The sequence below is a fragment of the Flavobacterium hydrocarbonoxydans genome (genome assembly GCF_009789235.1).
In the GTDB taxonomy this organism is placed as follows: domain Bacteria; phylum Bacteroidota; class Bacteroidia; order Flavobacteriales; family Flavobacteriaceae; genus Flavobacterium; species Flavobacterium hydrocarbonoxydans.
Genome location: NZ_WSTB01000001.1, coordinates 91,584 through 116,538, shown reverse-complemented (window position 1 = coordinate 116,538; position 24,955 = coordinate 91,584). Strand labels below are relative to the sequence as shown.

The window sequence follows — 24,955 nt, the reverse complement described above, 5'->3', positions numbered from 1 at the left end:
TTTTTACTATTGAAGGACTTATTTAACATAGTTAGGAGAGACACATGTTTCCCAGTAACTAACAATAGTTTTAATGGTTTTCTTTATTTCTTTGTATTCAGATGGTTTTACAAAAAAGCCTTGAATAGATTTAGAATAAGCATCTACAACATGCTGTTGTTCGGCACTGGTAGAAAAGAATAAATAAGGAATTGATTTAAGTCTTAAATCTTCATTTTCATGAATTTTTGCCCGTAGTTCCATGCCGCTTAACTTAGGCATATTGATATCAGAGAAAATAATAAAAGGCTCAACATCTGTAGAAGTTAAATATTCTAACGCCTTTTCGCCTTCAGCAAAAAAGATAATTTCGTTTTTATAATCAAGTTCTTTAAATATATCAGTCAAAATTTCCTGATCGTCTAAATCGTCTTCAATTATAATTATTGGGCCACCTTTGTTCATGTTGTATTTTTGGTGAAGGTAGAGTAATAATTCGGGTTTACAATTTTTATTTGGTTACTGTAAAATTCCGTAAGTTTTAGATTATTCTATTTTAAATAACCCAATTGGTTTTATCCAGAAAATATCCGATTCAAGAAACTGAAGTTTTATTTTGATTATCTTATCACTTTTATCTCTGGGTGACTTTGTTACAAATCTCGCAACCGAATTAGTAAAATTCATAGTATGTTTTTCATCAATGTCTTTTTGCTTGTCCGAAAAAAACGAAACCAGATTGTCTTTAATTTTCCAGGTTCCTTTTCCATAATGATGAGTATCAGGAGGAATTCCTTCTTTAATATATTTGTGATAGTAGCATTCGAATGTTCCATCCTGATTCAAAGTCAGTTTGTATTCTATACGATTTCCGTCTTTGCTTTCGGGTGTGAATGCGTAATCACCCGCCACTTTATTTTCCTGAGCGAATAAGGTGAGATTAGAAATTAAAATAAAAAAAGTAAGTAGTGTTTTCATCTATTTTTAATGTTATACTAATAGTTGGCAAGATTATTTAGTACTAAGTGGCTGAGGTTTTCTATGTGAATTTTCTCATTTTATGCTTTCATTACAAATCATAACAATCGTATTTAAAAGTACTATTTTTTATCTAATTAGAGTATCATAAACACATATTATTGTTTTAGTTATCCATTTTGCCCGCTACTAATCATTAAACCAGACAGGTTTGATACTCAGAGTTAAAAATAAAATTACTATTCTTTCACCTGCTCTTTTTTATATTCTGTTTCCAAATGAATAACAAAAGCAATAAAACGTTTTAGTAAAATTGTTTAACCGAATCAAATTTTATCGTAAATTGTACGACTTTAACTATCCAAAAACCGTTATGAATAAGAAATTAAAAACCAAATCATTCCCTGTTTTCCGTTACCAAATTATGGTGATGAGTCTTTTATTGACTTTCTTTACTACTTTCACATTCAATAATCTTTATGCAATGCCAGTAATTTCTCCGCTCGAAGGCCGCTGGGATATTACCATTGATGTCGATGGAAAACCAGCACCTGCCTGGCTCGAAGTTCGGCTATCAGGCACCAAAACGCTCGTAGGACAATTTGTTTGCGTAGTAGGCAGCGCGAGACCAGTTGCTGAAATCCATCTGAAAGACGGAAAATTTAGTTTTGCCATACCAGCTCAATGGGAGCAGGGAGACAATGATCTTCGTGTAGAAGGCACTCTTGAAGGCGAAAAAATATCCGGAACCCTAATTACCGTTGATGGAAAAGCACAAACCTGGACAGGCGTTCGTGCCCCAATACTTCGCCGTACTGCAGCACCGGTTTGGGGCAAACCCATCAAACTTACAGAAGGTAATTCTATGGAGAAATGGCACGCAGAAGGAAATCATCAGTGGATTGCTGAAAAAGGCATTTTAAGCAGTCCAAAGTCAGGTGCTAATCTGATGACTAAGGATAAATTTAATGATTTTAAACTTCATATAGAATTTCGTATTCCAAAAGGCAGTAATAGCGGTGTCTATCTTCGTGGCCGTTACGAAGTACAGGTAACCGACAGTAAAGGAATGGAACCAGCGTTGGACCAAATGGGCGCTATTTATGGATTTCTTGTTCCAAACGAAATGGTGGCTAAAGAAGCCGGCGAATGGAATACCTATGATATTACCTTAATTGGAAAATTGGTAACCGTTGTAGCGAATGGCAAAACGGTCATCAGCAATCAGGACATTCCCGGAATTACTGGTGGCGCCTTAGACAGTAACGAAGCCGAGCCAGGACCTTTATTAATTCAGGGAGATCACGGACCTGTGGAGTACCGCAATATTATTATCACACCTGCAAAATAATGGATTAATTTCTCTCTATAAAAAAAGCTACAGGAAAATAATTTCTGTAGCTTTTTTTATGTGTTGTAAGTATGCTCTTTAATCTTTTTAATAATTTTTTATATCATCGAGTTTATCTGCTCTGTAAGTTAAAAACGGTACCAGCCGGATCAGTAATCCAGTGCATATTTTCAGGTAATTCTTCAATTTCGTCACAGGTTTCTACTCCATTAGATTTTAGATAATCTGTTGCTTCTTCAACATTTGGAACAGTCAATTGCAGCCATGTTTCTGAATGCGTATAATTATCGACACAGTCTAACCAGATAACATTTGCTCCAAAATTTACCGAATGCGTTCTTGAAACGGTTGGGTTCTGAATGGCAACCTCTTTTACTTCCAGCTTTAAGATGTTACGATAAAAGTTTACCGTTTCGTCATATTTACGTTTTGGAATTTTTATCGCAATATTAATTCCTGCTTCAAATTTATTTTCCATGATTTTTGGTTTTAAAGTTTTGAATGAAGATAATTTTCGAGCAATAAGGATGGAGGCAGAGGGGGAACTTTTGGAATAATACCTACTTCATTTCCGCATCATTATGTGTTCTAATTTTATTAAATGAATTTCCTAAAATTATGAATTTATTTTAAATGTTATGAGCGTAAAAAAGCTATTAGGAGTTTTTTTTGAACTTATCAGAGAAATTATCATTTAAATAATCCGAAACACTTTCAAAATTTTTGGTTCCTTTGTTAATATTTATTTTTTCTCCGTTTTCAGTTTTTATCATAATCACCCTATTCGTACGCATGCCTAACAAAAAATAATGATTTTCAGACCAGCTAAGAATATTTTTCAGGTTGTACTTTTTCTCTTTTGAGAATGTTTTTTTGATGTATAATGTATCATCACAAAATTTTATGTCTTTGTCATGTCTTATTCGGGACGATACATTTAGAATTCCAGTAAAAGTAATCAAAGAAATCATCAGTAATCTTTCCCATAAAGGACTTGCTCTATTCCATGACAAATAGGCCATTACCATTAAAGTTAATAGCCATAACAAAATCCATATTTTATTTTTTGTTGCGTTTGTCATAAGAAAAAATAATTATTCTTTTTCAAATATAGAAATTAACATTGAAAACGGTTTTAAAAAAGAATCAAGTCAGCAATACTTTGAAATCATCAGCAAAATCTAGCGTCTGCTGCTATCATTCGTTTTTATTTTTCAATCAATACATCAACATTTATAGATGGCTCTCCTGATGAATATTTCTTCCATTCGCCATTATAATTTCTGTAAAAAGTATCTTTTGAAAAGGCAAAAATATTTCCGGCAATAGAAAAACTACCTTTAAAATCTTCGGCTATCCTTACTAAAACAAAAAAATCTTCATTAGTCCAGATGTTTTTATCATATACATCTAATGATATTTTATTGTCTTTTATATCATTTTCGGTAACCGTCACTTGTAAAGGTTCATTGACTAAAGATTTTGTACTATCTGGAAAGCCATTTTTTGCACTTTGTATGTTGAAAATAAATGTCGCCGTATTGTCAAATTTGTAATTAACGATATTAACATTTACGTTTTTTATTCTGAGTTTTTTTTTATTTTCAACTAGTATGGCAAGTTCTTCAAAAACTTCATTTGGGTCATTTGAGTTGTATTCGGAATATGGTTTTTTAGAATTTGTAGTCCCATAATTTTTAAGAGTATATTTTTTAGGATTGACTACTACGGGGTCAAGATTTATAATTTTTTTCTTTAAAATTATAGTTTGATTTTGAGAGCCGATAAACTCAGAAATCTTAATTTTAAACGGTTCATATTCATTTACTATGACTTTCAGCGTTTTGGTTTTGGCAATGTTAGTTAAGTCAATGGTGTAATTTCCGTTAAGATCGGTTAATTCACCAATTTCTTCGTTTTCAATTGTGATTCTTGCTTCAGCGATGGAATTATTATTTTCGTCTATAATTTTTCCAGAAATTTTTTGAGCGTAAAAAGGAACAGTAAGAAATAGCAACAGAATTGTAAATCCGATTTTTTTCATTTAAAGGTTTTGTTTGTTAAGATGATGGCTAACGTTTTGTTTGTAAGTGGTTTTGAAACTCAATAAGTTGTTAGCCGCTAACGAATAACAGTATTGATTTATAGTTTTTTAAAAAGCTGTTGCATTGTTTTTATATCAATAGCCTGCATGTCTATTAATTTTAATGATTTCACCATTGTTACTGTCGAGGTTTTGTAATGTTTAAAATGTGGAGTCTGTAAATGTGCTTCATAAGCTTTTCTGTCGGCATAAATTTCCAGAATCCTAATTTCGGTTTTATCGTCTTTCTGATACATTGGATATATTGAAATTACCCCAGGTTCTAATCTGACAGATGCCTCAGCTTCTTCTTTCAGGATGGAGATATATTCCTCTAAATATTGAGGATGAATTTGAATTTCAGAGATTCGGATAATCATATCTTCCGATTTTGTTTCAGTTTTTAAATGCTGTTTTGGCGCACAGGAAAAACAAATCAAAAGAATAAGAAGTATTAAAAAGTAAAGATGTTTCATGATATTCCAAATTATTTTTGTCGCTTACTGATAAGCAGAATGAATTTGAAAACCTGTTGTTTAGGTTTCTTTTCGGGTGGGTTAGCGAATGTTCTTTATCAAATATTGTTTTTCAAATATAGAGCTTAACATCTAAAAACCTGTTAAAAATAATCTAATTCATTTTCAAAGTAATATTTAATGTTAAATATAATTTTCGCAAAGCTGAAGCCATTTCAGCACTGTATTCAAACCAGAGCAAATTGAAAATAAAAATAATTTTGCACCATTTCCTGTGACAAAAAAATAATTTCAAAAAAAAATCACAACAGTTGCAATAAAATAAAATTTTAGAAAAAATTGCCACGCTTTTTGTGTCAAAACGAAAAGTAAAATATATTTTGCCACACTTTTTGTGGCAAACAATAAATAAAAATAAATTTGCCACACTTTTCGTGGCAAATTAAAAAATTAAATAAAATTTGCTACAGTAATAAAGGTAATGAACAATGAAGTGTGAGTGATAAAAATGGGAAAATTATTGTTAGCTGTTACTTAGTTTTTGCCACGAATTACACAAATTTTCTCTAATTTTTTTATAGTATTAAAAATGATGATTTTTACAAATTCTGGTAATTCGGTTTTTTTTAAATTTTGATAATAATAAAAAAGCAGTTTAAAAAAGGTATATTTTTTTCCTAAATATATTTTTTAGTATTCCATATCAAAACGCCCTTCACGAACCTGAATTTTATCGCCGGACTTATTTACAGCATCAAACCAAAATGTGCCGCTTATAGTAGCTTTATCAATATTATGATTTGTAATTTTAAGCTCTCCGGTAATTGTTGAATTTGTGCCGTAATCTACATGGTTGAAATCAGGATAGATGATAATGTATTCACCATATTTTGAATCATCTCCGCACTCTTTAAGCTGATACACTTTGTTTACTTCGAGTTTTTGATTTAAACTGGCAACATTAACGGTTCGAATTTGGTCGTTTATTTTTTCGCTGATTGCAACACTAAAATCATTTTGATCATTATACTGACAAAATAATTTATTTGTACCAGCACCTTTTGGTAATAAGGCTTCACCATTGACCAGGCATCCCGCAGTATTGGCACCCACAGACGTTAAAGCAGGGAGTTGCTCCAGAGGTGTTTTAGAAGAATCATCCTTGTCACATGCACCAAGTAAGAGTAGCACTGCAAATAGAAATAGTATTTTTTTCATAGAAATTACGTTGGCCTAAGATAAAATAATTTGATAAATATAGCGTGAAATTTACTTTATGGCAATGTGATTTTTTCTATTGTTTTAAGTTTTTTCTTAACTTGAAAAAGGTAATGAATTGATTGTTAAGTTGTGCAAAAAAAGTAAGTGACTCCATAATACTGAATTATACAGTTAGTTTTTGGGTAGATTTTAATTTTAGATTTGAATTAAAACAGGATTGCTATTACACCTTTTTTTAATTAATGTTAAGGATAAAGAGCCATCGGCTCGATTAAATAGTGTAGGGCTGGATTTTAATCCAGTCAGAGATAAGGAAAAAAAATAGATCCGTAGGTTCGACACATTTTACCCCTTATAATATGGGCCATTCTTATTGAATTTTCTGATGCGACTTTTAATCTCACAACGGATTAAAATCCGTCGCTACAAGATGTTTCATTCCTACGGAATTTTTTGCTGTGGGTATAGAATGAAATTTTGGCTATCGCTTTGTAGAATTGCACCGTTGGATACTGCATTCAAACCGGAGCAAAATGTAATTAAAAATAATTTCGCAACATTTCTTTTGACATAAAATTTTGTCACGCTTTCTGTAGCAAAATAAAAAATTAAAAAAAAATGCTACAATAATAAACGTAATGTCGAATGAAGCGTAAGTGATAGAAAAAATGGAGAATTATTGCAACCTGATAGTTCAGTTTTAATTCGTGGCTATAACTATTTGGTAGTTTCTCTTCATAAAAAAAGCTAGAAGTAAATAAAGTCTTCTAGCTTTTTTTATGCTTCTTTTAAGGCTTACTCCTCAAAAGTTATGGTTACGTTTCCCGAACCTAGTACTGAGGCTAAGCCTGTTGTATCATCGACCATTCCTAATTTTGTGTAACTGTATGATGTAGAAAATGGTTTATAAAACAATACCAAAGTTTTTGAACCATACAGCATCAGGTCGCCATTATTTATAGTTCCGGTATTGGATGCGTTTGTTGGAATACTATTTCGCAAATCATAATATTTCTCATTTCCATTTAATTCAATCATATTGATGGTCAAGGGCAACATTTCTTTAAAAGCTTTAGCCGAATTATGGTCTAAAAGAGAAGCGGTAAAAATTTGAGAATTGACCTTTATTTTGATTTTACCATTTACCATAGAAGTGTTATTTTTAGTTTTTTCGGTGTCGTCTTCTTTGTTACAAGAGGTTGCACCGTTGATAATAAAAGACATAAAAGTCAATAGTATTAAAAAGGAATGTCTCATAGAATTACTATTATTTCAAATGCGTTCTAAAAAAAGTATCTAATTTATCAAATGGAATCACATCGACTTTATCATACAAATCAACATGTACCGCATTTGGAATAATTATGAGCTCTTTTGGTTCATTTGCCAATTTAAAAATATCTTCACTAAAATAGCGTGAATGCGCATTTTCTCCTGCGATTAGAAGCATAGGTCTTGGAGAAATTTCTTTTACATAAGTGAGTATTGGCATATTCATAAAAGATATTGGATTGGTTACTAACCAAGCTCCGGTTGAGTTCAAAGAATTAGCATGAAAACCACGTGGCGTTCTGTAATAATCAAAATATTCTTTAACAAATTGAGGTTCGTCACCTTTTAGTGTTTCCGGTAAATTTCTCGAACCCTCTGCCGGTTTTCCATTTTCGGCATCAGTCCAGCGTTGCATACTCAAAGCTTCCAATGTTTTGGTTCTTTGTTCTGGAGTTACTGCATCATTATATCCTTTCGACATTACTCTGGTCATATCATACAAGCTGGTCGTAGCAACGGCTTTTACTCTTTTGTCAATAGCAGTTGCATTCAAAGCAAAACCACCAAAACCACAGATTCCGATAATGCCAATTTTGTTGCGATCTACATTTTTTTGTAAGCCTAAGTAATCTATTGCAGCACTAAAATCTTCAGTATTGATTTCCGGAGAAGCCAGATTCCTTGGTTCTCCGCTGCTTTCTCCTGTATAAGATGGATCAAAAGCCAAAGCTACAAAACCTCGTGCTGCCATTTGATTTGCATACAATCCTGACGATTGTTCTTTTACAGCACCAAAGGGTCCGCAGATGGCAAGAGCCGAAAGTTGTCCGTTTCGACCATTTTTAGGGAGATAGAGATCTCCAGAAAGCATGATTCCATAACGATTTTTAAATGTTACTTTCTCACGGATTACGTTCTCGTTCAATTGAAAAGTATAATGTTCGCTTGTTTCCATTTTTTTTGATTTAGATTTTTTGTCCTTTGCAAATGCTTGTCCTGTCAATACCAGCATCATTGTGATTATGAATGTCTTTTTCATTTTTATTAAATTAAATTGTTTTTAAAACCTTTGCAGGAATTCCACCTACTATTGTATGGTCAGAAACATCTTTTGATACAACTGCACCTGCAGCAACAATAGCATTTTCTCCAATCGTTACTCCGGGAAGTATCGTTGCATTGGCCCCAATCCAGGCATTTTTTTTAATATGAATTGGTTTTGGAATTAAAGAATGGCGGTCTTTTATAGCGGTTGGATGGCCTTCTGTCAAAAGGCTTACTTTGGGTGCTATTAGTACATTGTCTTCTATGGTAATCCCTCCTAAATCGAGAAAAACGCAGTCGAAGTTGATAAATACATTTTTACCAATGCTGGTATTTTTTCCATAATTGATGTATAAGGGTGTAAATACCGTAACGCTTTGGTCTATTTCAGAATTAGTAATTTGGCTTAAAAAATGTCTGATTTCATCCGGATCAGACGAGTTATTCATCTCCACCAACCACTTCTTTGTGGCAAACGAAGCTTCACGCATTTTATAGGCATCCTGATCGGTTGGCGAAATGACTTCTCCGTTTTTTAGTCTTTCGAATATCGTTTTTGTTTGCATGGTCTATTAAGATTTACTATGCAAATTTAAAAACAAAGCCTCGCAGTGGCTTTACTGGGAGGCTCAAAGAATCTTTCTGAAAAGCTCAATATTAAATTTCAGTAGGCGGCATTCCGTATTGTTTTTTAAATGCAGTTGAAAAATGAGAAGGATTTTTAAAACCAACTTCCATATAAACGTCCTGTACTTTTTTGTTTTCCTCTTTTAGTTTGATATACGCCATTTCCAGGCGCTTTTTTATCAGCCATTTTTGTGGAGTGAGGTTGCTTATTTTCTTAAAATCTCTTTTAAAAGTAGCCAGACTTCGTCCTGTAAACGATGCTATTTGTTCCATTGATAGTTCTTCCATATAGCTTCCGTTGAGAAAGTCCAAAAGATCTATTTTCCAGGGTTCGGCAAAGTCAAAAAGTATGGGATAGAGTTGTTCGTTACTGTTTAGTAAAGTATAAATGCCTTCGAGTAATTTCAAATGTGTAATGCCCCCCGTTGGTTTTATGTTACTGTCAAAATAGGGGGTAAGGGATTGAAATAAACTGTCTATCGCAGGACTAGGCTCTAACTTAAAGACCGTTTTATCTGAAACTTTTATAGTGGCAGGAATTTCAGATTTATTCATTTTACTGTAAAAATCACGTAATACAGCACGATTAAAAGTTAGCGAAATACCTTTGTACAAAGCATCGCCTTTGCTGTTTTTATACATTTTCAGACGATGATCTCTTCGGATAAAAGCACATTCGCCAGCCTGCAATTTTATTTTTTTATTTCGATCTTCTATGATTTGTTCACCAGAGTACAAATAAACTAAAACGTGTTCAGGAGTTGCATGAATACATTTTTCGCTATAATCTGTAAAGCAGGAAAGAAAAATTCCTGAGTAGCTTAGCGTCTTTAGTTTATTCTCTTCTTTTACTTCCATACATTCTGTTATTAGATTATGAACGTACAAATTTAAAATTTTAATTGATGTATTACTTTGTTCTAAGGCTCATATTGTCTTTCTATTAAGCTCGTTTTAAAACTTTATGATGTTGATTTTCGATGTTTTTGTGCGCTAGTATAAACCAGTAGAATCAAATTAAAAAACGGATAAAATCATCTTTTATTTTGATTATAATTTACGCAAAGCTGTAGCCATTTCAGCGCTGTATTTTAACTGCAACAATGGGTAATAAAAAATAATTTTGCACCATTTATTGTGACAAAAAAATAATTTAGAAAAAAAATCACAAGAGTTGCAACAAAATAAAATTTTAGAAGAAATCGCCACGCTTTTTGTGTCAAAACGAAAAGTAAAATATGTTTTGCCACACTTTCTGTGGCATAAAATAAATAAAAATAAATTTGCCACACTTTTCGTGGCAAATTAAAAAATTAAATAAAATTTGCTACAGTATTTTACTAGTCATAAATATTGACCGTTCCTATGGAACTTTCTAATGCGACTTTCAATTTACAGTGAACTCTTCGATTGCAATCACAGGCGGTTAGGCGAATATTCAGGGTTCCTCGAAAAAAGAATCTTTTGAAATCCACTTTATTTGCGAATATTTCTTTCTGAAAACCTTTTCAATACATTTTCTATCACCTGAAAAGTTGGTTAAGTCAAGAAATATTTTTCTGGCTGGAGGTAATTTTTTAATTTCTTTTTCTAATTCCTCACAATCTTCATCACTATTGTCCAAAACCTTTATATATAATGGATTTTTACTTTTTACTTTGATAAGTTTGTCATCAAAATATCTTTCAGAGTTTTCGATGCCTTCTTCAATAACTGTTTTGTTTTTAAAGATTTCCAGTAAAAGACTATACGTTTCAGTAATTATTTTTCCTTGCTTCGAATCTTTAGAAGGACTATAAAAAGTATTCCGTCTAATATTTTTATTTTCGAGACTATCTTTTACAAAAATTGTAATACCATCATTGGGTGGAAATTTCTCGTTTTCAGATAGTTTATAATCTAATAATTTATTAAGGTTGTTTTTCAATTTTTCGAACTGAACATCATTTATGTCAGCGCTAATTTTGCTTGCTTTAGGAAGATAATTTTTGACACTTTCTGCATCTAGTGAATCAATGAATCTGAATAGTGTCGGACTAACAGAATCTGCGAAAAAATATCGATAATTTTCTGTTGCATATACTTTTTTATTTTTTACATCTAATTCAATATCAAAACCACCGTGAAATGAAGGCGAAGAATAAAAAAAATATTTTTCAGTTGCGTTTTTTGATTCACAACTGCAAAGAATTAAAACTAGTGAAATTAGAATAGCTTGATATTGTTTCATGGTTGTTTCTGAATTTTTTCCAATGTTATAGTCCTGTTACAGGCTGGTTTTTTTGCACCTAATACTTTCCGTTATCTTATAAATTTCGTTTGGCAAATCAGCAGTAGAATAATAGGTTTTCTGTACTTCGCATTCACAACTATCTTTTTTCAATTTCAACACAATGATTCTTGACCCCAAAGGATGATTTCCGCGTCCCCAATCTTTAACCTCAAAACCTTTCTTTTTCAGGATTTGCACCAGAATGAGTTTTTCATCTTCATCTTTGGCAATAGTTTCTTTCGATATCAAATCGTATAAATCAGGAAGTTCAATAAATTTATTATTGGAGTTTTTTATAGCAAAATCTACAATTTTTTCATTGAAATCTATACGCTGATTTTCCGGCTTTTCGCTGCACGAAAAAAACAAAATCGAAAGTAATAGTATTATATATTTCATTGCGTAATGTTGGTTTAAACTTACAGGAAATTTTTCGCCAAAAGGCACACGTTACGGCTTTAAGAAACAAACATGTAAATAAATATTCCGGAACGACAAGTGTTAGCAATGGCGATTATTGGCTGTTGTAGGCGAGTTTAGTATTTACTATATGTTATTTTATCATTTTCATCTATAGAGAATTCAATTTCAAATCCACGAAAATTTCTTTTGATATGTGCCGGCGACCAACCGAAACCGCATTGAAAACTTATTTCATTATCCTCGAATTTATAATCTAGTTCATAGTTTCCGTTTGAACAAAGTGAAATTGCAGGATTTTTTGTGAATGAAAATGTTCCGTTTTCTTTGAGTTCTAGTATATAATTTTCAGGATTTGGAAAATTATAATCTGAATGTACTATTTTGTATTTTCCGACCAAATCTTTGTGGCTCGGTTTCTCTGTTATAAGATTCAATACCTGTTTTGTGAATAAAATAGTAAAGGGAATTATTATAAATATCAAACCTAAAAAGAGTTTTCTTCTATTTTTCTCAACTAAAGCTTTTCTGAAAAAGAGGACTCCTGTTATAAAGCTAATTAGTAAGATTAAAAATAAGAAAGCGTATTGTACTGATTCCATTCGAGTGTTTTTTATAACTTGTTTATACCAGCAATTGGCTTTGCGCCATAATCCTGCTGATGTATATGGAGCTAATATAGGAAAAACTTTTATAAATTTTCAGGAGAATTTTATTTGTGAAATAAGAGAAAACGATCAAATAAATGCAAAACGCTAGCCCTGATAGAGGGGACAAAAGATAACTTCGTCAATCAGCTATCGTTGGGATTGATTATTTTTTAAAACTTTTTTTCAAATCCTACTTTTTAACTTGACTATTTCAGCACTGCATTTAAACCGTAGCAAATTGAAAATAAAAATAATTTTGCACGATAATAATTTTGCACGATTCCTTGTGACAAAAAAATAATTTTAAAATAAAATCACAATAGTTGCAACAAAATAAAATTTTAGAAAAAATTGCCACACTTTCTGTAGCAAATTGAAAAGTAAAATATAATTTGCTACGCTTTCTGTGTCAAAAAATAAATAAAAATAATTTTGCTACACTTTCTGTAGCAAAATAAAAATTTAAATAAAATTTGCTACAATAATAAAAGTAATGACGAATGAAGTGTATGTGATAAAAAGAATGGGGAACTATAGCAATCTGATAGTGTAGCTTTTCAATTCGTGGTTATAAGTATTGGATAGTTTCACTTCATAAAAAAAGCTAGAAGAAATTATTTTCTTGTAGTTTTTTTTATGCTTGTATTCTGGTTATAGTTGCGAACATGGCTTGCAAATCTGTGCTATCGGGATTGCTTACTCCAACTTGCCAAACAACATTGGATATCTGTTTTCTTTTATGTAAAGAGTTCTGTCTAGATGATAAACTTCATTATTACAAATTCCAACTCCAAACTTTGGAGAAGCTGTTATTAGCAGAGTATATGTACTTTTTACTTTATAATTTGTTGCGTGACATAATTCTGAAATATAAAGTAATTGGTTTTTATATTTTCCGTCCAATATTTTAATTAAACTTGTTGAACCGAATGCCATATTTCCACATAAACTTGGATCTATTGAACAAGTTTCTATTACTTCTACATGAATAACCGAAATTTTTAAATCTTCTTCCATTTCGGTTATTTGCTGAGCTGTCTTTAAATACAAATCAATACTTTTTGCTTTTTGAGAATAAGCACTATTCAAAGTTGAAATGAAAAATATGATGTAAAATATTCGCATAAGTTCTATTTAAAAGAGGTTTAGCAAATCTCACGCTAGCGCGAGCGTCTCGCTCGTGAACACAATCAAAATCAATTGATGTCAATTTCTAAAACAGTTTGATCATTATCACTGTAATTTCTCGCTGAGCTATATTTCCAATCTACAGGATTAGTTACAAAGCCCGTTTCGATTGGGTTATTATGAATGTAATTTAACTTTTGTTCAAAAACTTTAAATGACCAAATCTCGATAGGGTTATTATTTTGCTGCCAAAATTGTCTTAATTTCACATTGCTATTTTTCTTTCCTGCTCTCTCAAACATCCAAAGCATCCATTCTTTTCTACTTTCTTGTGGGTTTTCTTCAATTGTTTTGAGCATTTTTCTTGATGTAAATCCTTTAAAGTCTCGAATTATACCCGATGGATCTCCGTTTTCAGATCTGAAAATTAAATGTATATGGCTGGGCATAATACAATATCCATAAATTTCCATTCCTTTGTTTTTTCGGCAATAGTCTAATGATTCAATAATATTTCCAAAATATTCATCTCTTGTAAATACATCTATCCAATACACTGTGGCAAAACTGATAAAATAAGCTCCTGTTTTGTCGCCAAATTTATATTTTCTGCTCATTATTTTTTTCGAACAAATGTAAGAAATACTCTTCATTACAAAACAATATGTTCAGTCAACTTGGGATTCTTTTCTTATTTGTAGCTGGCGCGAGCATCTTGCTCGTGCTATTTGCTATTTATTCAATAATGTTTAAACTTTTAATTAGGCACGTACTGACTTAGATTGTGTTCACGAGCGAGACGCTCGCGCCAGCGAGGGGGAAATTATTTTCTTGTAGGGTGCAAAACCGCTGTTGTAGGCGGTTAATGTTTTTTCAATTCTTCGAAATTTTTTATTCTGGCATTTACTTCTTCTCGGCATCGTTCTAAACTATTAGCTTTTACCCAATATTCTTTTATATCTTTCTCATATTTTGCTTGTTGTAGAGTAGCATTTTTTCGTTTAGGAGGAAATGGAATTGTATATGTATATTTTAATTCTTGAAGCTCTTTAAGTTGAAATTTTAAAAAGTCTAATAAAGGAACTTTGTTGCTGACTAAGTCATCTAAATTTTCTTGATATTTATTTTTGGTTTTTAAATTTTCAAAGTCTAATTTTTCTTCTTCAGAGCTGTTTTCGAAAATGGCTATAAATTTGAGTAAAAATGGCATTATTAGATTTTTTTCTTTAAAATAATAACCACGATGTAAATCATTATTTAAATACTCATCGTAAGTAAACATACTTCGGTTTAAGGTTATAGCTGGATTCCATCTTGAATGCTTATCGTTTTCTTGATCCTTTAATAATTCTAATTTGGTAACTTCTTCAGTGTAAATTTTCAAAAGTTCAATGTAGGAGTCTAATAATTTACTCATTTTTTTTAGTGTTGTTTAAAGAGATTTTCATTATAATTGCCTATAACGTCCTGTGGCTTTGCGACAGCTGCGGAAATTGAAACTGAGTTCTCTCGGCTGGACTGAACGAAGTTATTAAAAAAGGACGAACTTTTAAAACTGAAATAGCAGTTGCGCAAAACCGCTGTTAGCTGTAGCTATTCTCATATAAAAAATGTTCCGTTTTAGAATTATTTGCAAGTCTTTGTTTAGATTTTTCTTTTGTCCAATATAAATCGTTTTTACCGACATATGCCATATTAAAAATATCAACCCAATCATTATCTACAAGTTTTTGTTCTGATCGAGAAAGTTCTCTTAACAATTCATCAAATGCTATTATAAAAAAGCCATTTTTATCGTAGTCAAGATCAACTAATATTGGTAGTCCCTTATTAAGTTGCTGTAAATTGTCATTTACATAAATTTTGATTAACGATTCAGTTGATTTTATCGTTTCACAACTTTTAAAATTAATTGAATTCGTTTTGATTTCTTCTTTATACTTGACCGAAGTTTCGTTTATGAAAGTCGTTAATCCAGATATATCTCCTCGATGAATATCTTTGTCGGTTAAGGTTCCAAAATTGGCATTTAATATTTCTTTAAATCTGTCCAAAAAAAATTTTGAATTAGTTGAAGGTTCAATTTGAGGATCAATATTACTTAAAATAAATTCTAAAGGATTTAGATCGATAAACTTTATATAGTTTTGATTTTTAAGGATATTAGACATTGCTACTTTTACTGCTTCAAAACTTTTCAAATTCAAATAGAGATTTCTACTTGTATAAATTTCATTCAAAATAATTGAAGAAATAACTAACCTATAACCTTTTTCAAATAAATCAGCTATTTCTTCATTTGTAATACTATACCAAATATTAGTGTCGGTTATAATGTTTCTCATTTATCTAGATTTTCTTTATATTTACAGCTAACTTGTATATATGTATGATAACATCATACATAGCTACCTATTTTTGGTTAGATATGTATGACTCTTGTCATACATTTTTTTGATTTTTAAATGTAATAAAAAATACTGCTTCAAAATTAATTTCTTTTGAAACAGTATTTTTACAGAAAACCGTAAACCTCTTTTTGAAAACCTAAACCCCTAGCCCTGATAGAAGTGGAAATCCTTTTGTGCCGGGGTTCGGCACAAAAGATTGCAACGGATAGCAGGAATCAGCTCCCAAAAAAAAATGCTGCAAAACCTAAGTCTTACAGCACTTTCAGAACAAATCAATTTATATAAAGGGTACAGATTATTCGTTTACAGCATCGCCTTCTTTAATTTCTTCGCTGGCGATTTTTACCAGTTTGTCTTGTGGGTTCAGGTCGCCAAAGATTTCGATTTTTTCGTCGATTTCGCGGCCTTTTTTCACGTCGATTCTGGTGGCTTTTTTGTTTAATACTTTGATGACATACAGACCTTCGGCTGAACTTACCAGGGCGGTTTTCGGAATCACAAAGGTGCTGTCTTTTGCGTTAAGCGGCAATAACACTTCGGCTACCATTCCGGGTAAAAGATCTTTTTTGGTATTGATAACATCCATTTCTACACGCTCTGAACGTAATTTCAAATCTAAAGCTCCGGACATTCTGGTAATTTTAGCTTTGAAGGTTTCGGGTAACGATTTTACATTAAAACTCATTTCGTCGCCCTGGTGCAAATAGCCCGTGTACAGCTCCGGAATAGAAACCGCCAGACGCAATTTGTCCTGCTGCTGAATCGTCAATAACGGAGAACTGGAACTGGGTCCCACAAAAGCTCCTAAATTGACATTTCTTGAAGCGACAACACCATCAAAAGGCGCGCGAATCTCTAAGTAACCGCGCATGGTTTTTACCTCTTTATGTGCCGCAACGGCTGCCTGGTATTGTGCGTAATCCGAATTTTTTTTTCCGCTGGCCATTTCCAAATCGTTTTTAGAAATCGTTCCTTCGACTTTGCTCGTTTCGTACAAACGGTTGTAGGTGCTTTTGCTGGTCGTGTAAATGGCTTCCATCGATCTTAATCTGGATTCGGCAGCCGCCAGTTGCGAACTGATTTCGGGTGCTTCCAAAACAATCAAAAGCTGTCCTTTTTTTACTTTGGTTCCGATATCGACTTTCAGGAGTTTCACGAAACTGCTTACTTTAGCATACAAATCTACTTGCTGAAAACCGGTTAATTCGGCTGGCAAACGCAATTCGGTTGTTAGCTTTTCTTTTTGCAAAAGAAAGGTTTCGGTTTTAGGTTCAAGTTCCGCCGTAACAGTTTCTTCTTTTTTAGAATTACAGCTGCTCAGGAAAAATAGTGCTGCAAAAAACAGCGCGGTTGGTTGTAGTATTTTAGTTGTCATTTTTAGAATTTAATGATGAGATATAATGGATGCTTTCTTCGTCTTCAGGGTCCAAAGAAACCGATTGTGTCGTGGTATGTTCCTGTGCCCAGGCAAATATGAGCGGTAAAATAAGCAATACGGCAAAGGTCGAAAATAATAATCCGCCAATTACGGCTCTACCTAATGGCGAAACCTGATCGCCACCTTCGCCATGACCGATAGCCATAGGCAGCATTCCGGCAATCATAGCCACCGAAGTCATGATAATAGGACGCAGACGCAAAGCCGCCGCCTCACGTGCCGACTCTAAGGCATTGCCATTTATTTTGCGCAGCTGTTCGGCATTGGTCACCAATAAAACGGCATTGGCAATCGATACTCCAACCGACATGATGATGCCCATATACGACTGTAAGTTAAGCGTAGAACCTGTGATGGTCAGCATCAGCAACGCTCCTAAAACCACGGCCGGAACGGTGGTTAAAATCACGAGCGATACTTTGAACGACTGAAAATTAGCGGCTAACATTAAGAAGATTACAAAAATGGCAACCAATAATCCGACTTGTAAACTACTTAATGTTTCGCTCAATACTTTACTTAAACCAATAGGAGTGATAAACAAACCACGAGGTAATTCTCCTAATGAATTAATGGTTGCATCTACATCTTTTACTGCCGTCCCTAAATCGGTCTGGCTGATGTTTGCTGTAACGGTAATGTATGGCATAGCCCCTAAATTGTCATTCTCACCGCTTACAAAGCCCGGTGTAATTTTGGCCACGTCACTTAATACAGGACGCAGCGAGTTTTTTAATACGGGAATTTCGCCCATATCGGTTTTGCTTTTCATTTTGTTCAAAGGCACCTGTACCTGAACGTTGTACGACAATCCCGCTCTTTCATCGACCCAGGTATTTTTTTCGGTATATCTGGAAGAAGAAGTCGAAGCGATTAATGATCTTGAAATATCATTCATATCGACACCTAATTCGGCAGCACGGGTTCTGTCGATGTCAATATTCATTGCAGGATAATGTATCGGCTGTCCAATTTGAACGTCTCTGAAATAGGCGATTTTCTTCAGTTTATCAACAATCTGATTGGCGTATAATTCGTTTCGTTTTTTGTCTTTTCCGGCAATTCGAACTTCGATAGGAGTAGGGGAACCCTGGCTCAGTACTTTATCGGTTAGTTCGATGGGCTCGAAAGATATTTTTACATCCGGAAGCACTTTTTTAAGACGCGCTCTAAACTCGTCTTTAAAATCATCCATATCGGTGTGGTATTCTTTTAAACTCACCTGAAAAACAGCTTCGTGCGATCCCGCCATAAACAGATAAATCGGGTTGATCGAGAAGAGAGAAGGGTGCTGCCCCACATATACAGACGAAATCCCGATGTGTTCTTTGCCCACCATTTCTTTTAATTCTTTCAGCACTACAATTGCTTTTTCTTCGGTTCTTTCTAAGCGGGTTCCATCAGGAGCACGCATTCTTAGCTGAAACTGACTTGAATTTACTTTCGGGAAAACATCTTTTCCGATAAAAGAGATAAATACAACAGCAAGCACTGTAATTCCGATAAGATACGTCAGACCAGCCACTTTTTTGTATGGAAAAAGTCGGTCCAGCGTTCTCATGAATCGGATTCTAAAACGCTCGAAAGCGCCTATTTTTCCGTTGTTATCGGTATCCTCTTTTTCTACATAGGCTTTCTTCTGAGTAATCAAATGTTTCTCAGATTCAGGCGTTAATCCACACGCATTAAACTCGGCTTCATCATCTGTAATTTCAGGAGTATGTTCGTGTTTTGGATGTGCTTTCATCAGCCAGTTCGCCATTACAGGTACAAAAGTCTGCGACAATAAAAACGAAATAATCATCGAGAATCCAATCGCTAAAGCCAAAGGTAAAAACAACGCTCCGGGAATTCCGACCATGGTAAACGCCGGTGCAAAAACCGCCAGAATACAAAGCAGAATCAATAATTTAGGCAATGCAATTTCCTGACAGGCATCCCAGATGGCGAGTGCCTTGGGTTTTCCCATGTCGAGATGCTGGTGAATGTTTTCGATAGTTACGGTACTTTCGTCCACCAAAATTCCGATGGCCAGAGCCAGTCCGCTCAAGGACATTAAGTTGATGGTTTGTCCGAATAATTTCAAAAATAAAACTCCTGAGATAATCGAAATAGGAATGGTCAGGATTACAATCAAAGCGGCGCGTCTGTCTCCAAGGAATAATAAAACCATTAATCCGGTCAAAACCGCTCCGATGATTCCCTCCGTTATCAAACTTTTTACCGAGTTGATGACATAAACCGACTGGTCAAATTCATACGATAATTTGACATCTTCAGGAAGTGTACTCTGAATTTTAGGCAATTCCGATTTTAGTTTCTGAACCACATCCCAGGTCGAAGCATCTCCCGCTTTTGCAATACTAATGTAAACCGAACGTTTTCCGTTTACCAATGCATAACCCGCCGTGATATCGGCACCGTCTTTTACAGTCGCGACATCACCCAAAGTCAGGTTCTGAACACCGCCTTTGAACAACGGAATTTTCTCGAAATCCTTAACTTCTTTAATCGTATTATTGGTTGGAGTAATATAATTGATATCGCCCATTCGCACGTTTCCGGAAGGAGCAGTCTGATTGTTCAGTTTAATAGCTTCTACAATCTGATCCGGTGTCATATTGTGCGAACGCAATAAGTCCGGATCTACGTTAACTTCAATAGTTCTTGGGCTTCCGCCAAAGGGAGCCGGCGATAATAAACCCGGAATTGAAGTAAAAGAAGCACGAACATAAACGTTGGCCAAATCCTGCAGCTCGTTATTCGAACGTATTTTACTGCTTAAAACCAATTGCCCGATTGGCAAAGAGGAAGCATCAAAACGAATGATAAACGGAGGCTGTGTCCCGGGAGGAAATGCCGCCTGAATTCTGTTCGAAAGCGCGCTCAATTCGGCAGCAGCCTGCGCCATATTCGTATTTTCGTAATACGTCAGTTTCATGATCATCAAACCCTGAATATTCTTGGTTTCAACCGATTTTACACCATTGGCAAACGGCAGAATGTTGACGTAGTTTTTAGCAAAATAAGCTTCCATCTGGTCGGGTGTATAACCTCCAAAAGGATGCGCAATATAAATTACGGGCAAGTTCATCTTCGGCAGAATATCTACCTTAATATCCTTGATAGCACCAATTCCGAAGAAAAATAAACCCGCCACCAATACTAATATCGAGATGGGTTTGCGGAGTGCAAAACGTATTAAATTCATTAGGATTTTGTATTAAAATTCATTTATAAATAAGTCAAAATTGCCTGTGGCTGCTACCTTCAATAAAAACGACTGCCACACATTATTGTTGACGATATCACGATCAATTTCGGCACGGTTTAAAACAAATAAGGTTTGTGTCAAGTCCGTCAGTGTGGTTAATCCGTTTTTGTATAAAGTTGATTTTTGCAAATACGCCTGTTGTGCGGCATTCACCTGAATAGGCGCTTCGGCAAAATTCTCCAGCGTGATTTTTATTTTATCTTCGGCAAAATTCAATTTCGATTTTAGTTCTCTGTCCGCCTGATTGTATTCTTCCTGCAGTGCCTGGGAAACAAATTTCTGAGCGCTCACCTGTTTACTGCTTCTGAACGGTGTGGTCAGGTTCCAGGTAATTCCAATTCCCAATAAATAATTGGTACGGTCCGGATTTACGCCATCCCAATAGTTTCGGTTATAAGCGGTCTGATCAGTCGCATAACTACTATCAAAGCCAGAAGCTCTGGTTTGCAATACACCAAAAGCACTCATGGTTGGGTAATAAAAACGTTTGTACAATTTAACCTGCTGATTGCTGTAATCGATCTTAGTTTTATACAACTGTAGCAGCGGATGCAGACTATCAGAAGCCAGTCCGGTGACTAATTCTCTCGGAATTTGATTGACAAAAAGGGTATCGGTTACAAAATCCTGTGGCGCAACGCCCATCAAATCGACCAGTTTATTGTTTTGTTCCTTCACGAAATTTCGGGCCAGATTCAAAGCAATTTTAGCTTTCGAAACTTCGGCTGTAGCCAAAGTAGAATCGACTCCTGCTAATAATCCGTTTTTGACTCTTGCAGCTGCAGTTCTTTTGAAAACTTCGGCGCGGCTTAAATTCTTTTTTTGTGAAATCAGTAATCTTTGGCTTGCTAACAAATTAAGATACGCAGCAGAAATTTTGATTTTCTGTTGAAACATTTCCTGCTCCAAATCCTTTTCTTTAGCCTGAACATCGATTTTAGACAGGTTGATTTTTTCCTGCGTTTTTCCGAAAGTGAAAAAATCCCAGTTCATATTAACTAAATACAAAGCACCAAAAGCCGAATTCCAGTTTTGCTCCGGAAGCGGAAGCCCTGACGAAGCAACACCAAGTCCGCCAAAACCATACAAAGGCCCGTTTTGACCGTTTACAGTTCCGTAATCCTGTTGTGCCGATAAGTTAAGATTAGGCAGATAATCGCGTTTGGATTGTTTGAGTGTCTCGCGCGAAGCATTGCTGTAGTTGGTTTTTGCCCTGATGGTACCGTAATTTTCCAAACCTGTTTTTATCGCTTCTTTTAAAGAAAGGGTTTGTGCATACGTTACTGAGGCAAAAATCAAGAAAAATAATAAAGTAATTTTTTTGAAATACATAAACTCAAGTGTGAAATTATGTACCAAAATTATTTCACTTCACGCGATATGTGGCTTCTTAAATGATGTAATACGATAATAAATGACGAATTGAATTTGTCATTTATTGGAAATGTTTATTAAAAAAATGTGCGTAATTTGTAAACTATTTCAAAAATAAAAATGAATAAAAAGTTTAATAACATAATGGATAACAAATGGTGGCAGGAAATTGCCGTTATCCTGTTCTCATTTACAATTTATACATTGAAAAATGACTGGATGTTATTTAGTTCTTTCATTTCAATAATGATGGGTGTTTTTTTCTACCTGATTTTGTACATGCACGCCCAATTCAATAGATTTTTTCTGTTGCCGATATTATTCAAAAATCAAAGACCGATTACCTATATTTTTCTAACGCTTTTTGGTGTTTTGGTATTTTCAATAGTTTTATACGAATTGACCCTGCTGGATATGTTTGCCAAATGTCATTTGTACCAAAACTCGCATCAGCGCAGTTATGTCTATCAATTGGCGAGTGTTTTGGGAACTCTGGTATGTATTTTAAGTCCGATAATTGTGTTTAAATTTTATCGAATTCATAAAAAACAAACGGACGAAGCGTTACTGTTTAATCAGATGCAGCTAAACGCCCTGAAAGGACAATTAAACCCGCATTTTTTGTTCAATACGTTCAATACCCTTTACGGAATCAGTTTAGAATTTCCGGAAAGAACTTCCGATTTAATCATGAAAGTCTCGCAGTTGATGCGCTACCAGCTCGAAAGCAACAGCAAGCAATGTGTGTCTCTGGAAGATGAATTAGAATTTATAAACAGTTACATTCAGCTGGAAAAAGAGCGCGTGGGGTATCGTTGTGATATTACGTATGATTGTAAAATTGATAACGAAAACGCCTATAAAGTATCACCCATGTTGCTGATTGCTTTTATAGAAAATGCCTTCAAACATGGAACTTGTGCGATAGAAAAATGTTTTGTCCGAATAATTATTACGGTAGAAAACGGTTTGCTGCATTTGCATGTGGTCAATTCTATTCCGAAGAAAAATACAGAGGTGGTTTCGACCAAAATAGGTCTGAAAAACACAATTGAGCGTCTGAATTTAATTTATGGAAAAGACTATAAACTGGATATCAAAGACGATAAAAACACCTATATCGTAGATCTGAAACTGCAACTGAAAAAGTTCATGTAATGAAAGAGCCAAAAAAATGTATCATTGTGGATGATGAGCCGGCAGCGCATTATGTGTTGGCGAATTACATCAAGCAAAATCCACAGTTGGAACTGGTTTTTCAGGGTTACAATGGTATTGAAGCTATGGATTATTTACGCGAAAACAAAGTCGATTTGATGTTTCTGGATATCAATATGCCCGAGATTTCCGGAATGGAGCTGCTAAAGATTCTCCCAACGCATCCCAAAACGATTTTAACGACTGCGTATTCTGAGTTTGCCCTTGAAAGTTATGATTATGGTGTGATTGATTATTTACTGAAACCTATTTATTTTCCTCGTTTCCTAAAGGCCGTTGAGCGTTTTTTTGCTACCGACAATCTAAAAATAAAGGAAGAAGAAATCGTAAATTCAGTAAGTGTAAAAGTTGATGGTTTTTTGATGGATATTGAGCTGGATCAGCTTTTATACGCTCAGAGTTTCGGGAATTATGTGAAACTTTATACGCTGAAAAGAACGTTTCTGGCTTCGATTACAACAACCGAATTCGAGAAATGTTTACCAGAGAAAAATTTCATGCGCATACATAAATCATACATCGTGGCACTCGATAAAATTGATGAAACCGAGAAGGATTTTGTCATTATCAAAAAAGAAAAATTACCTATCGGGATTACTTATAAAAGAGAATTGACGGATAGATTGAAAAATAAAGTTTAGAAATAAATGCTTACTAATTCAATTATTTCAAAAAAGAAGCCTGCTAAGATTCAATTCCTGCAGGCTTTTTTGATTTTATTTTGGACCACGGATTAAACGGATGAAACGGATTGCCACTGATTTTTTTGTACTTAATCTAAATATAAAATAAACCCGACAGGTTTCAAAACCTGTCGGGTTTAAAAAAATTTATAATCTGTGATAACCCGTTTCATCCGTAAAACCGGTGGGCCATAAAAACACAAGTTTATTACAAATTCATTCCACCTGAAACTTCGATGCGTTGTGCGTTTACCCAACGGGCATCATCGGTACATAAAAAAGCAACGACTCCGCCAATATCATCAGGCAGACCCACTCTTCCAAGCGCTGTTATCGAAGCAACATATTGATTTAGCTGCTCATTATCACGAACAGCACCACCACCAAAATCAGTTTCTATAGCGCCTGGAGCCACTACATTTACTCTGATTTTTCTTTCGCCTAATTCTTTTGCCTGGTATTTGGTTAAGGTTTCGATGGCACCTTTCATAGAAGCATAAGCACCATATCCGGCAAGTGAAAATCTCGCCAATCCAGTCGAAATATTCACAATTCCACCACCGTCATTCATTACTTTTAATCCTTTTTGAGTTAAGAAAAATGGTCCTTTGAACTGAATATTATTCAATCGGTCAAATTCTTCTTCTGTTGTTCCGATAAACGAATTATGAATTCCGATTCCGGCATTGTTTACCAGAAAGTCAAATTTATCCGTTTTAAAAGTACCTGTAAGTGCAGATGCAACTTCTTCAAAAAAGGAATCAAAAGAACCTGAATCAGCTACGTTAAGCTGAAGTGCAACTGCTTTTTGACCCAAGTTTTCAATTTCTTTTACAACTTCTTCAGCTTCGTCTTTTTTGCTGTTGTACGTTAAGATTACGTCGATACCTTTTTTAGCAATAGCAATTGCCATATTTTTCCCTAAACCTCTGCTGCCGCCTGTTACCAAAGCGATTTTTGTATTTACTGCCATTTTATATATTATTTGTTGTTTGTTGTTTTGTAAAATGTGAAATGTGAAATGTGAAATGTAAAATGTGAAATGTGAAATGTTGT

General features: G+C 34.2%; 26 protein-coding genes. 4 read left to right on the top strand and 22 right to left on the bottom strand.

Annotated elements, in window-relative coordinates:
• Positions 1-18: 18 nt before the first annotated feature.
• Both GON26_RS00495 and GON26_RS00490 read right to left on the bottom strand, forming a co-directional pair.
• Positions 19-444 (bottom strand): response regulator, encoded by a 426-nt coding sequence (locus tag GON26_RS00495; RefSeq protein ID WP_160372782.1) that lies wholly within the window; start codon positions 442-444, stop codon positions 19-21.
• A gap of 81 nt (positions 445-525) precedes the next feature.
• Complete coding sequence (locus GON26_RS00490) at positions 526-957, bottom strand: hypothetical protein (RefSeq protein WP_160372781.1); 432 nt, start codon at positions 955-957, stop codon at positions 526-528.
• Positions 958-1,330: 373 nt separating this feature from the next.
• Between GON26_RS00490 and GON26_RS00485 the strand changes: the two genes are divergently transcribed.
• Positions 1,331-2,308 (top strand): 3-keto-disaccharide hydrolase, encoded by a 978-nt coding sequence (locus tag GON26_RS00485; RefSeq protein ID WP_230407872.1) that lies wholly within the window; start codon positions 1,331-1,333, stop codon positions 2,306-2,308.
• A 112-nt stretch (positions 2,309-2,420) separates the two neighbouring features.
• On the opposite strand, the gene GON26_RS00480 is transcribed toward GON26_RS00485, so the two are convergent.
• The 12 genes from GON26_RS00480 to GON26_RS00425 form a co-directional block, all read right to left on the bottom strand.
• Entirely contained in the window at positions 2,421-2,786 is a 366-nt protein-coding gene (locus GON26_RS00480; RefSeq protein ID WP_160372780.1) for a VOC family protein, read from the bottom strand.
• 178 nt (positions 2,787-2,964) lie between these two features.
• Entirely contained in the window at positions 2,965-3,390 is a 426-nt protein-coding gene (locus tag GON26_RS00475) for a hypothetical protein (protein ID WP_160372779.1), read from the bottom strand.
• Between the two features lie 125 nt (positions 3,391-3,515).
• Entirely contained in the window at positions 3,516-4,352 is an 837-nt protein-coding gene (locus GON26_RS00470; RefSeq protein WP_160372778.1) for a carboxypeptidase-like regulatory domain-containing protein, read from the bottom strand.
• A 98-nt stretch (positions 4,353-4,450) separates the two neighbouring features.
• Positions 4,451-4,867, bottom strand: a complete 417-nt coding sequence (locus tag GON26_RS00465; protein ID WP_160372777.1) for a putative quinol monooxygenase — start codon at positions 4,865-4,867, stop codon at positions 4,451-4,453.
• A gap of 690 nt (positions 4,868-5,557) precedes the next feature.
• A complete protein-coding gene (locus GON26_RS00460) occupies positions 5,558-6,058 on the bottom strand; it encodes a DUF6252 family protein (RefSeq protein ID WP_160372776.1) in 501 nt (166 codons plus the stop codon).
• 825 nt (positions 6,059-6,883) lie between these two features.
• On the bottom strand, positions 6,884-7,345 hold the full coding sequence (locus tag GON26_RS00455) for a cyclophilin-like fold protein (RefSeq protein WP_160372775.1): 462 nt from the start codon (positions 7,343-7,345) through the stop codon (positions 6,884-6,886).
• A 10-nt stretch (positions 7,346-7,355) separates the two neighbouring features.
• Positions 7,356-8,399 carry an alpha/beta hydrolase gene (locus tag GON26_RS00450; protein WP_160372774.1) on the bottom strand — a complete coding sequence of 348 codons (1,044 nt, stop codon included), beginning with the start codon at positions 8,397-8,399 and terminating at the stop codon, positions 7,356-7,358.
• Between the two features lie 10 nt (positions 8,400-8,409).
• Positions 8,410-8,970 carry a sugar O-acetyltransferase gene (locus tag GON26_RS00445; protein WP_160372773.1) on the bottom strand — a complete coding sequence of 187 codons (561 nt, stop codon included), beginning with the start codon at positions 8,968-8,970 and terminating at the stop codon, positions 8,410-8,412.
• Positions 8,971-9,061: 91 nt separating this feature from the next.
• Positions 9,062-9,889 (bottom strand): helix-turn-helix domain-containing protein, encoded by an 828-nt coding sequence (locus GON26_RS00440; RefSeq protein WP_160372772.1) that lies wholly within the window; start codon positions 9,887-9,889, stop codon positions 9,062-9,064.
• A gap of 580 nt (positions 9,890-10,469) precedes the next feature.
• A complete protein-coding gene (locus GON26_RS00435; protein ID WP_160372771.1) occupies positions 10,470-11,261 on the bottom strand; it encodes a hypothetical protein in 792 nt (263 codons plus the stop codon).
• Positions 11,262-11,297: 36 nt separating this feature from the next.
• The gene (locus tag GON26_RS00430) at positions 11,298-11,702 is read right to left on the bottom strand and encodes a hypothetical protein (RefSeq protein ID WP_160372770.1); all 405 of its coding nucleotides are present in this window, start codon (positions 11,700-11,702) and stop codon (positions 11,298-11,300) included.
• Positions 11,703-11,839: 137 nt separating this feature from the next.
• Positions 11,840-12,160, bottom strand: coding sequence for a hypothetical protein (locus tag GON26_RS00425; protein WP_160372769.1), 321 nt, complete (start codon positions 12,158-12,160; stop codon positions 11,840-11,842).
• A 10-nt stretch (positions 12,161-12,170) separates the two neighbouring features.
• Here GON26_RS00425 and GON26_RS00420 point away from each other — a divergent pair, with 10 nt between their 5' ends.
• Positions 12,171-12,482: a hypothetical protein gene (locus GON26_RS00420; RefSeq protein ID WP_160372768.1), complete on the top strand. Its 312-nt coding sequence runs from the start codon at positions 12,171-12,173 to the stop codon at positions 12,480-12,482.
• A gap of 587 nt (positions 12,483-13,069) precedes the next feature.
• Here the strand turns inward: GON26_RS00420 and GON26_RS00415 are convergent.
• The 7 genes from GON26_RS00415 to GON26_RS00385 all read right to left on the bottom strand — a co-directional run bounded on the left by GON26_RS00415 (position 13,070) and on the right by GON26_RS00385 (position 21,956).
• The gene (locus tag GON26_RS00415; RefSeq protein ID WP_160372767.1) at positions 13,070-13,498 is read right to left on the bottom strand and encodes a hypothetical protein; all 429 of its coding nucleotides are present in this window, start codon (positions 13,496-13,498) and stop codon (positions 13,070-13,072) included.
• A 71-nt stretch (positions 13,499-13,569) separates the two neighbouring features.
• The gene (locus GON26_RS00410; protein ID WP_160372766.1) at positions 13,570-14,118 is read right to left on the bottom strand and encodes an REP-associated tyrosine transposase; all 549 of its coding nucleotides are present in this window, start codon (positions 14,116-14,118) and stop codon (positions 13,570-13,572) included.
• A gap of 245 nt (positions 14,119-14,363) precedes the next feature.
• Positions 14,364-14,918, bottom strand: a complete 555-nt coding sequence (locus tag GON26_RS00405; RefSeq protein WP_160372765.1) for a hypothetical protein — start codon at positions 14,916-14,918, stop codon at positions 14,364-14,366.
• 166 nt (positions 14,919-15,084) lie between these two features.
• Complete coding sequence (locus GON26_RS00400) at positions 15,085-15,846, bottom strand: hypothetical protein (RefSeq protein ID WP_160372764.1); 762 nt, start codon at positions 15,844-15,846, stop codon at positions 15,085-15,087.
• 361 nt (positions 15,847-16,207) lie between these two features.
• Positions 16,208-17,287, bottom strand: a complete 1,080-nt coding sequence (locus tag GON26_RS00395; RefSeq protein ID WP_160372763.1) for an efflux RND transporter periplasmic adaptor subunit — start codon at positions 17,285-17,287, stop codon at positions 16,208-16,210.
• Complete coding sequence (locus GON26_RS00390; RefSeq protein WP_160372762.1) at positions 17,277-20,561, bottom strand: efflux RND transporter permease subunit; 3,285 nt, start codon at positions 20,559-20,561, stop codon at positions 17,277-17,279. The genes GON26_RS00395 and GON26_RS00390 overlap by 11 nt, the downstream gene beginning before the upstream one ends.
• A 12-nt stretch (positions 20,562-20,573) precedes the next feature.
• Positions 20,574-21,956, bottom strand: coding sequence for a TolC family protein (locus GON26_RS00385; RefSeq protein ID WP_160372761.1), 1,383 nt, complete (start codon positions 21,954-21,956; stop codon positions 20,574-20,576).
• Positions 21,957-22,118: 162 nt separating this feature from the next.
• On the opposite strand from GON26_RS00385, the gene GON26_RS00380 reads away from it, so the two are divergent.
• Positions 22,119-23,156: a sensor histidine kinase gene (locus tag GON26_RS00380; protein ID WP_160372760.1), complete on the top strand. Its 1,038-nt coding sequence runs from the start codon at positions 22,119-22,121 to the stop codon at positions 23,154-23,156.
• Entirely contained in the window at positions 23,156-23,857 is a 702-nt protein-coding gene (locus GON26_RS00375; RefSeq protein ID WP_160372759.1) for a LytR/AlgR family response regulator transcription factor, read from the top strand. The genes GON26_RS00380 and GON26_RS00375 overlap by 1 nt, the downstream gene beginning before the upstream one ends.
• Positions 23,858-24,107: 250 nt before the next feature.
• Here the strand turns inward: GON26_RS00375 and GON26_RS00370 are convergent, their stop codons facing one another.
• Positions 24,108-24,872 carry an SDR family oxidoreductase gene (locus GON26_RS00370; RefSeq protein ID WP_160372758.1) on the bottom strand — a complete coding sequence of 255 codons (765 nt, stop codon included), beginning with the start codon at positions 24,870-24,872 and terminating at the stop codon, positions 24,108-24,110.
• Between the last annotated feature and the right edge of the window lie 83 nt (positions 24,873-24,955).

Excerpts from the sequence above, each read along its gene's own strand:
- GON26_RS00410 (WP_160372766.1), bottom strand. The coding sequence starts at position 14,118 with ATGAGCAGAAAATATAAATTTGGCGACAAAACAGGAGCTTATTTTATC.
- GON26_RS00475 (WP_160372779.1), bottom strand. The coding sequence starts at position 3,390 with ATGACAAACGCAACAAAAAATAAAATATGGATTTTGTTATGGCTATTA.
- GON26_RS00495 (WP_160372782.1), bottom strand. The coding sequence starts at position 444 with ATGAACAAAGGTGGCCCAATAATTATAATTGAAGACGATTTAGACGAT.
- GON26_RS00370 (WP_160372758.1), bottom strand. The coding sequence starts at position 24,872 with ATGGCAGTAAATACAAAAATCGCTTTGGTAACAGGCGGCAGCAGAGGT.
- GON26_RS00485 (WP_230407872.1), top strand. The coding sequence starts at position 1,331 with ATGAATAAGAAATTAAAAACCAAATCATTCCCTGTTTTCCGTTACCAA.
- GON26_RS00450 (WP_160372774.1), bottom strand. The coding sequence starts at position 8,399 with ATGAAAAAGACATTCATAATCACAATGATGCTGGTATTGACAGGACAA.
- GON26_RS00390 (WP_160372762.1), bottom strand. The coding sequence starts at position 20,561 with ATGAATTTAATACGTTTTGCACTCCGCAAACCCATCTCGATATTAGTA.
- GON26_RS00440 (WP_160372772.1), bottom strand. The coding sequence starts at position 9,889 with ATGGAAGTAAAAGAAGAGAATAAACTAAAGACGCTAAGCTACTCAGGA.
- GON26_RS00430 (WP_160372770.1), bottom strand. The coding sequence starts at position 11,702 with ATGAAATATATAATACTATTACTTTCGATTTTGTTTTTTTCGTGCAGC.
- GON26_RS00400 (WP_160372764.1), bottom strand. The coding sequence starts at position 15,846 with ATGAGAAACATTATAACCGACACTAATATTTGGTATAGTATTACAAAT.
- GON26_RS00470 (WP_160372778.1), bottom strand. The coding sequence starts at position 4,352 with ATGAAAAAAATCGGATTTACAATTCTGTTGCTATTTCTTACTGTTCCT.
- GON26_RS00380 (WP_160372760.1), top strand. The coding sequence starts at position 22,119 with ATGAATAAAAAGTTTAATAACATAATGGATAACAAATGGTGGCAGGAA.
- GON26_RS00395 (WP_160372763.1), bottom strand. The coding sequence starts at position 17,287 with ATGACAACTAAAATACTACAACCAACCGCGCTGTTTTTTGCAGCACTA.
- GON26_RS00385 (WP_160372761.1), bottom strand. The coding sequence starts at position 21,956 with ATGTATTTCAAAAAAATTACTTTATTATTTTTCTTGATTTTTGCCTCA.
- GON26_RS00455 (WP_160372775.1), bottom strand. The coding sequence starts at position 7,345 with ATGAGACATTCCTTTTTAATACTATTGACTTTTATGTCTTTTATTATC.
- GON26_RS00375 (WP_160372759.1), top strand. The coding sequence starts at position 23,156 with ATGAAAGAGCCAAAAAAATGTATCATTGTGGATGATGAGCCGGCAGCG.
- GON26_RS00435 (WP_160372771.1), bottom strand. The coding sequence starts at position 11,261 with ATGAAACAATATCAAGCTATTCTAATTTCACTAGTTTTAATTCTTTGC.
- GON26_RS00480 (WP_160372780.1), bottom strand. The coding sequence starts at position 2,786 with ATGGAAAATAAATTTGAAGCAGGAATTAATATTGCGATAAAAATTCCA.
- GON26_RS00465 (WP_160372777.1), bottom strand. The coding sequence starts at position 4,867 with ATGAAACATCTTTACTTTTTAATACTTCTTATTCTTTTGATTTGTTTT.
- GON26_RS00405 (WP_160372765.1), bottom strand. The coding sequence starts at position 14,918 with ATGAGTAAATTATTAGACTCCTACATTGAACTTTTGAAAATTTACACT.
- GON26_RS00445 (WP_160372773.1), bottom strand. The coding sequence starts at position 8,970 with ATGCAAACAAAAACGATATTCGAAAGACTAAAAAACGGAGAAGTCATT.
- GON26_RS00490 (WP_160372781.1), bottom strand. The coding sequence starts at position 957 with ATGAAAACACTACTTACTTTTTTTATTTTAATTTCTAATCTCACCTTA.
- GON26_RS00415 (WP_160372767.1), bottom strand. The coding sequence starts at position 13,498 with ATGCGAATATTTTACATCATATTTTTCATTTCAACTTTGAATAGTGCT.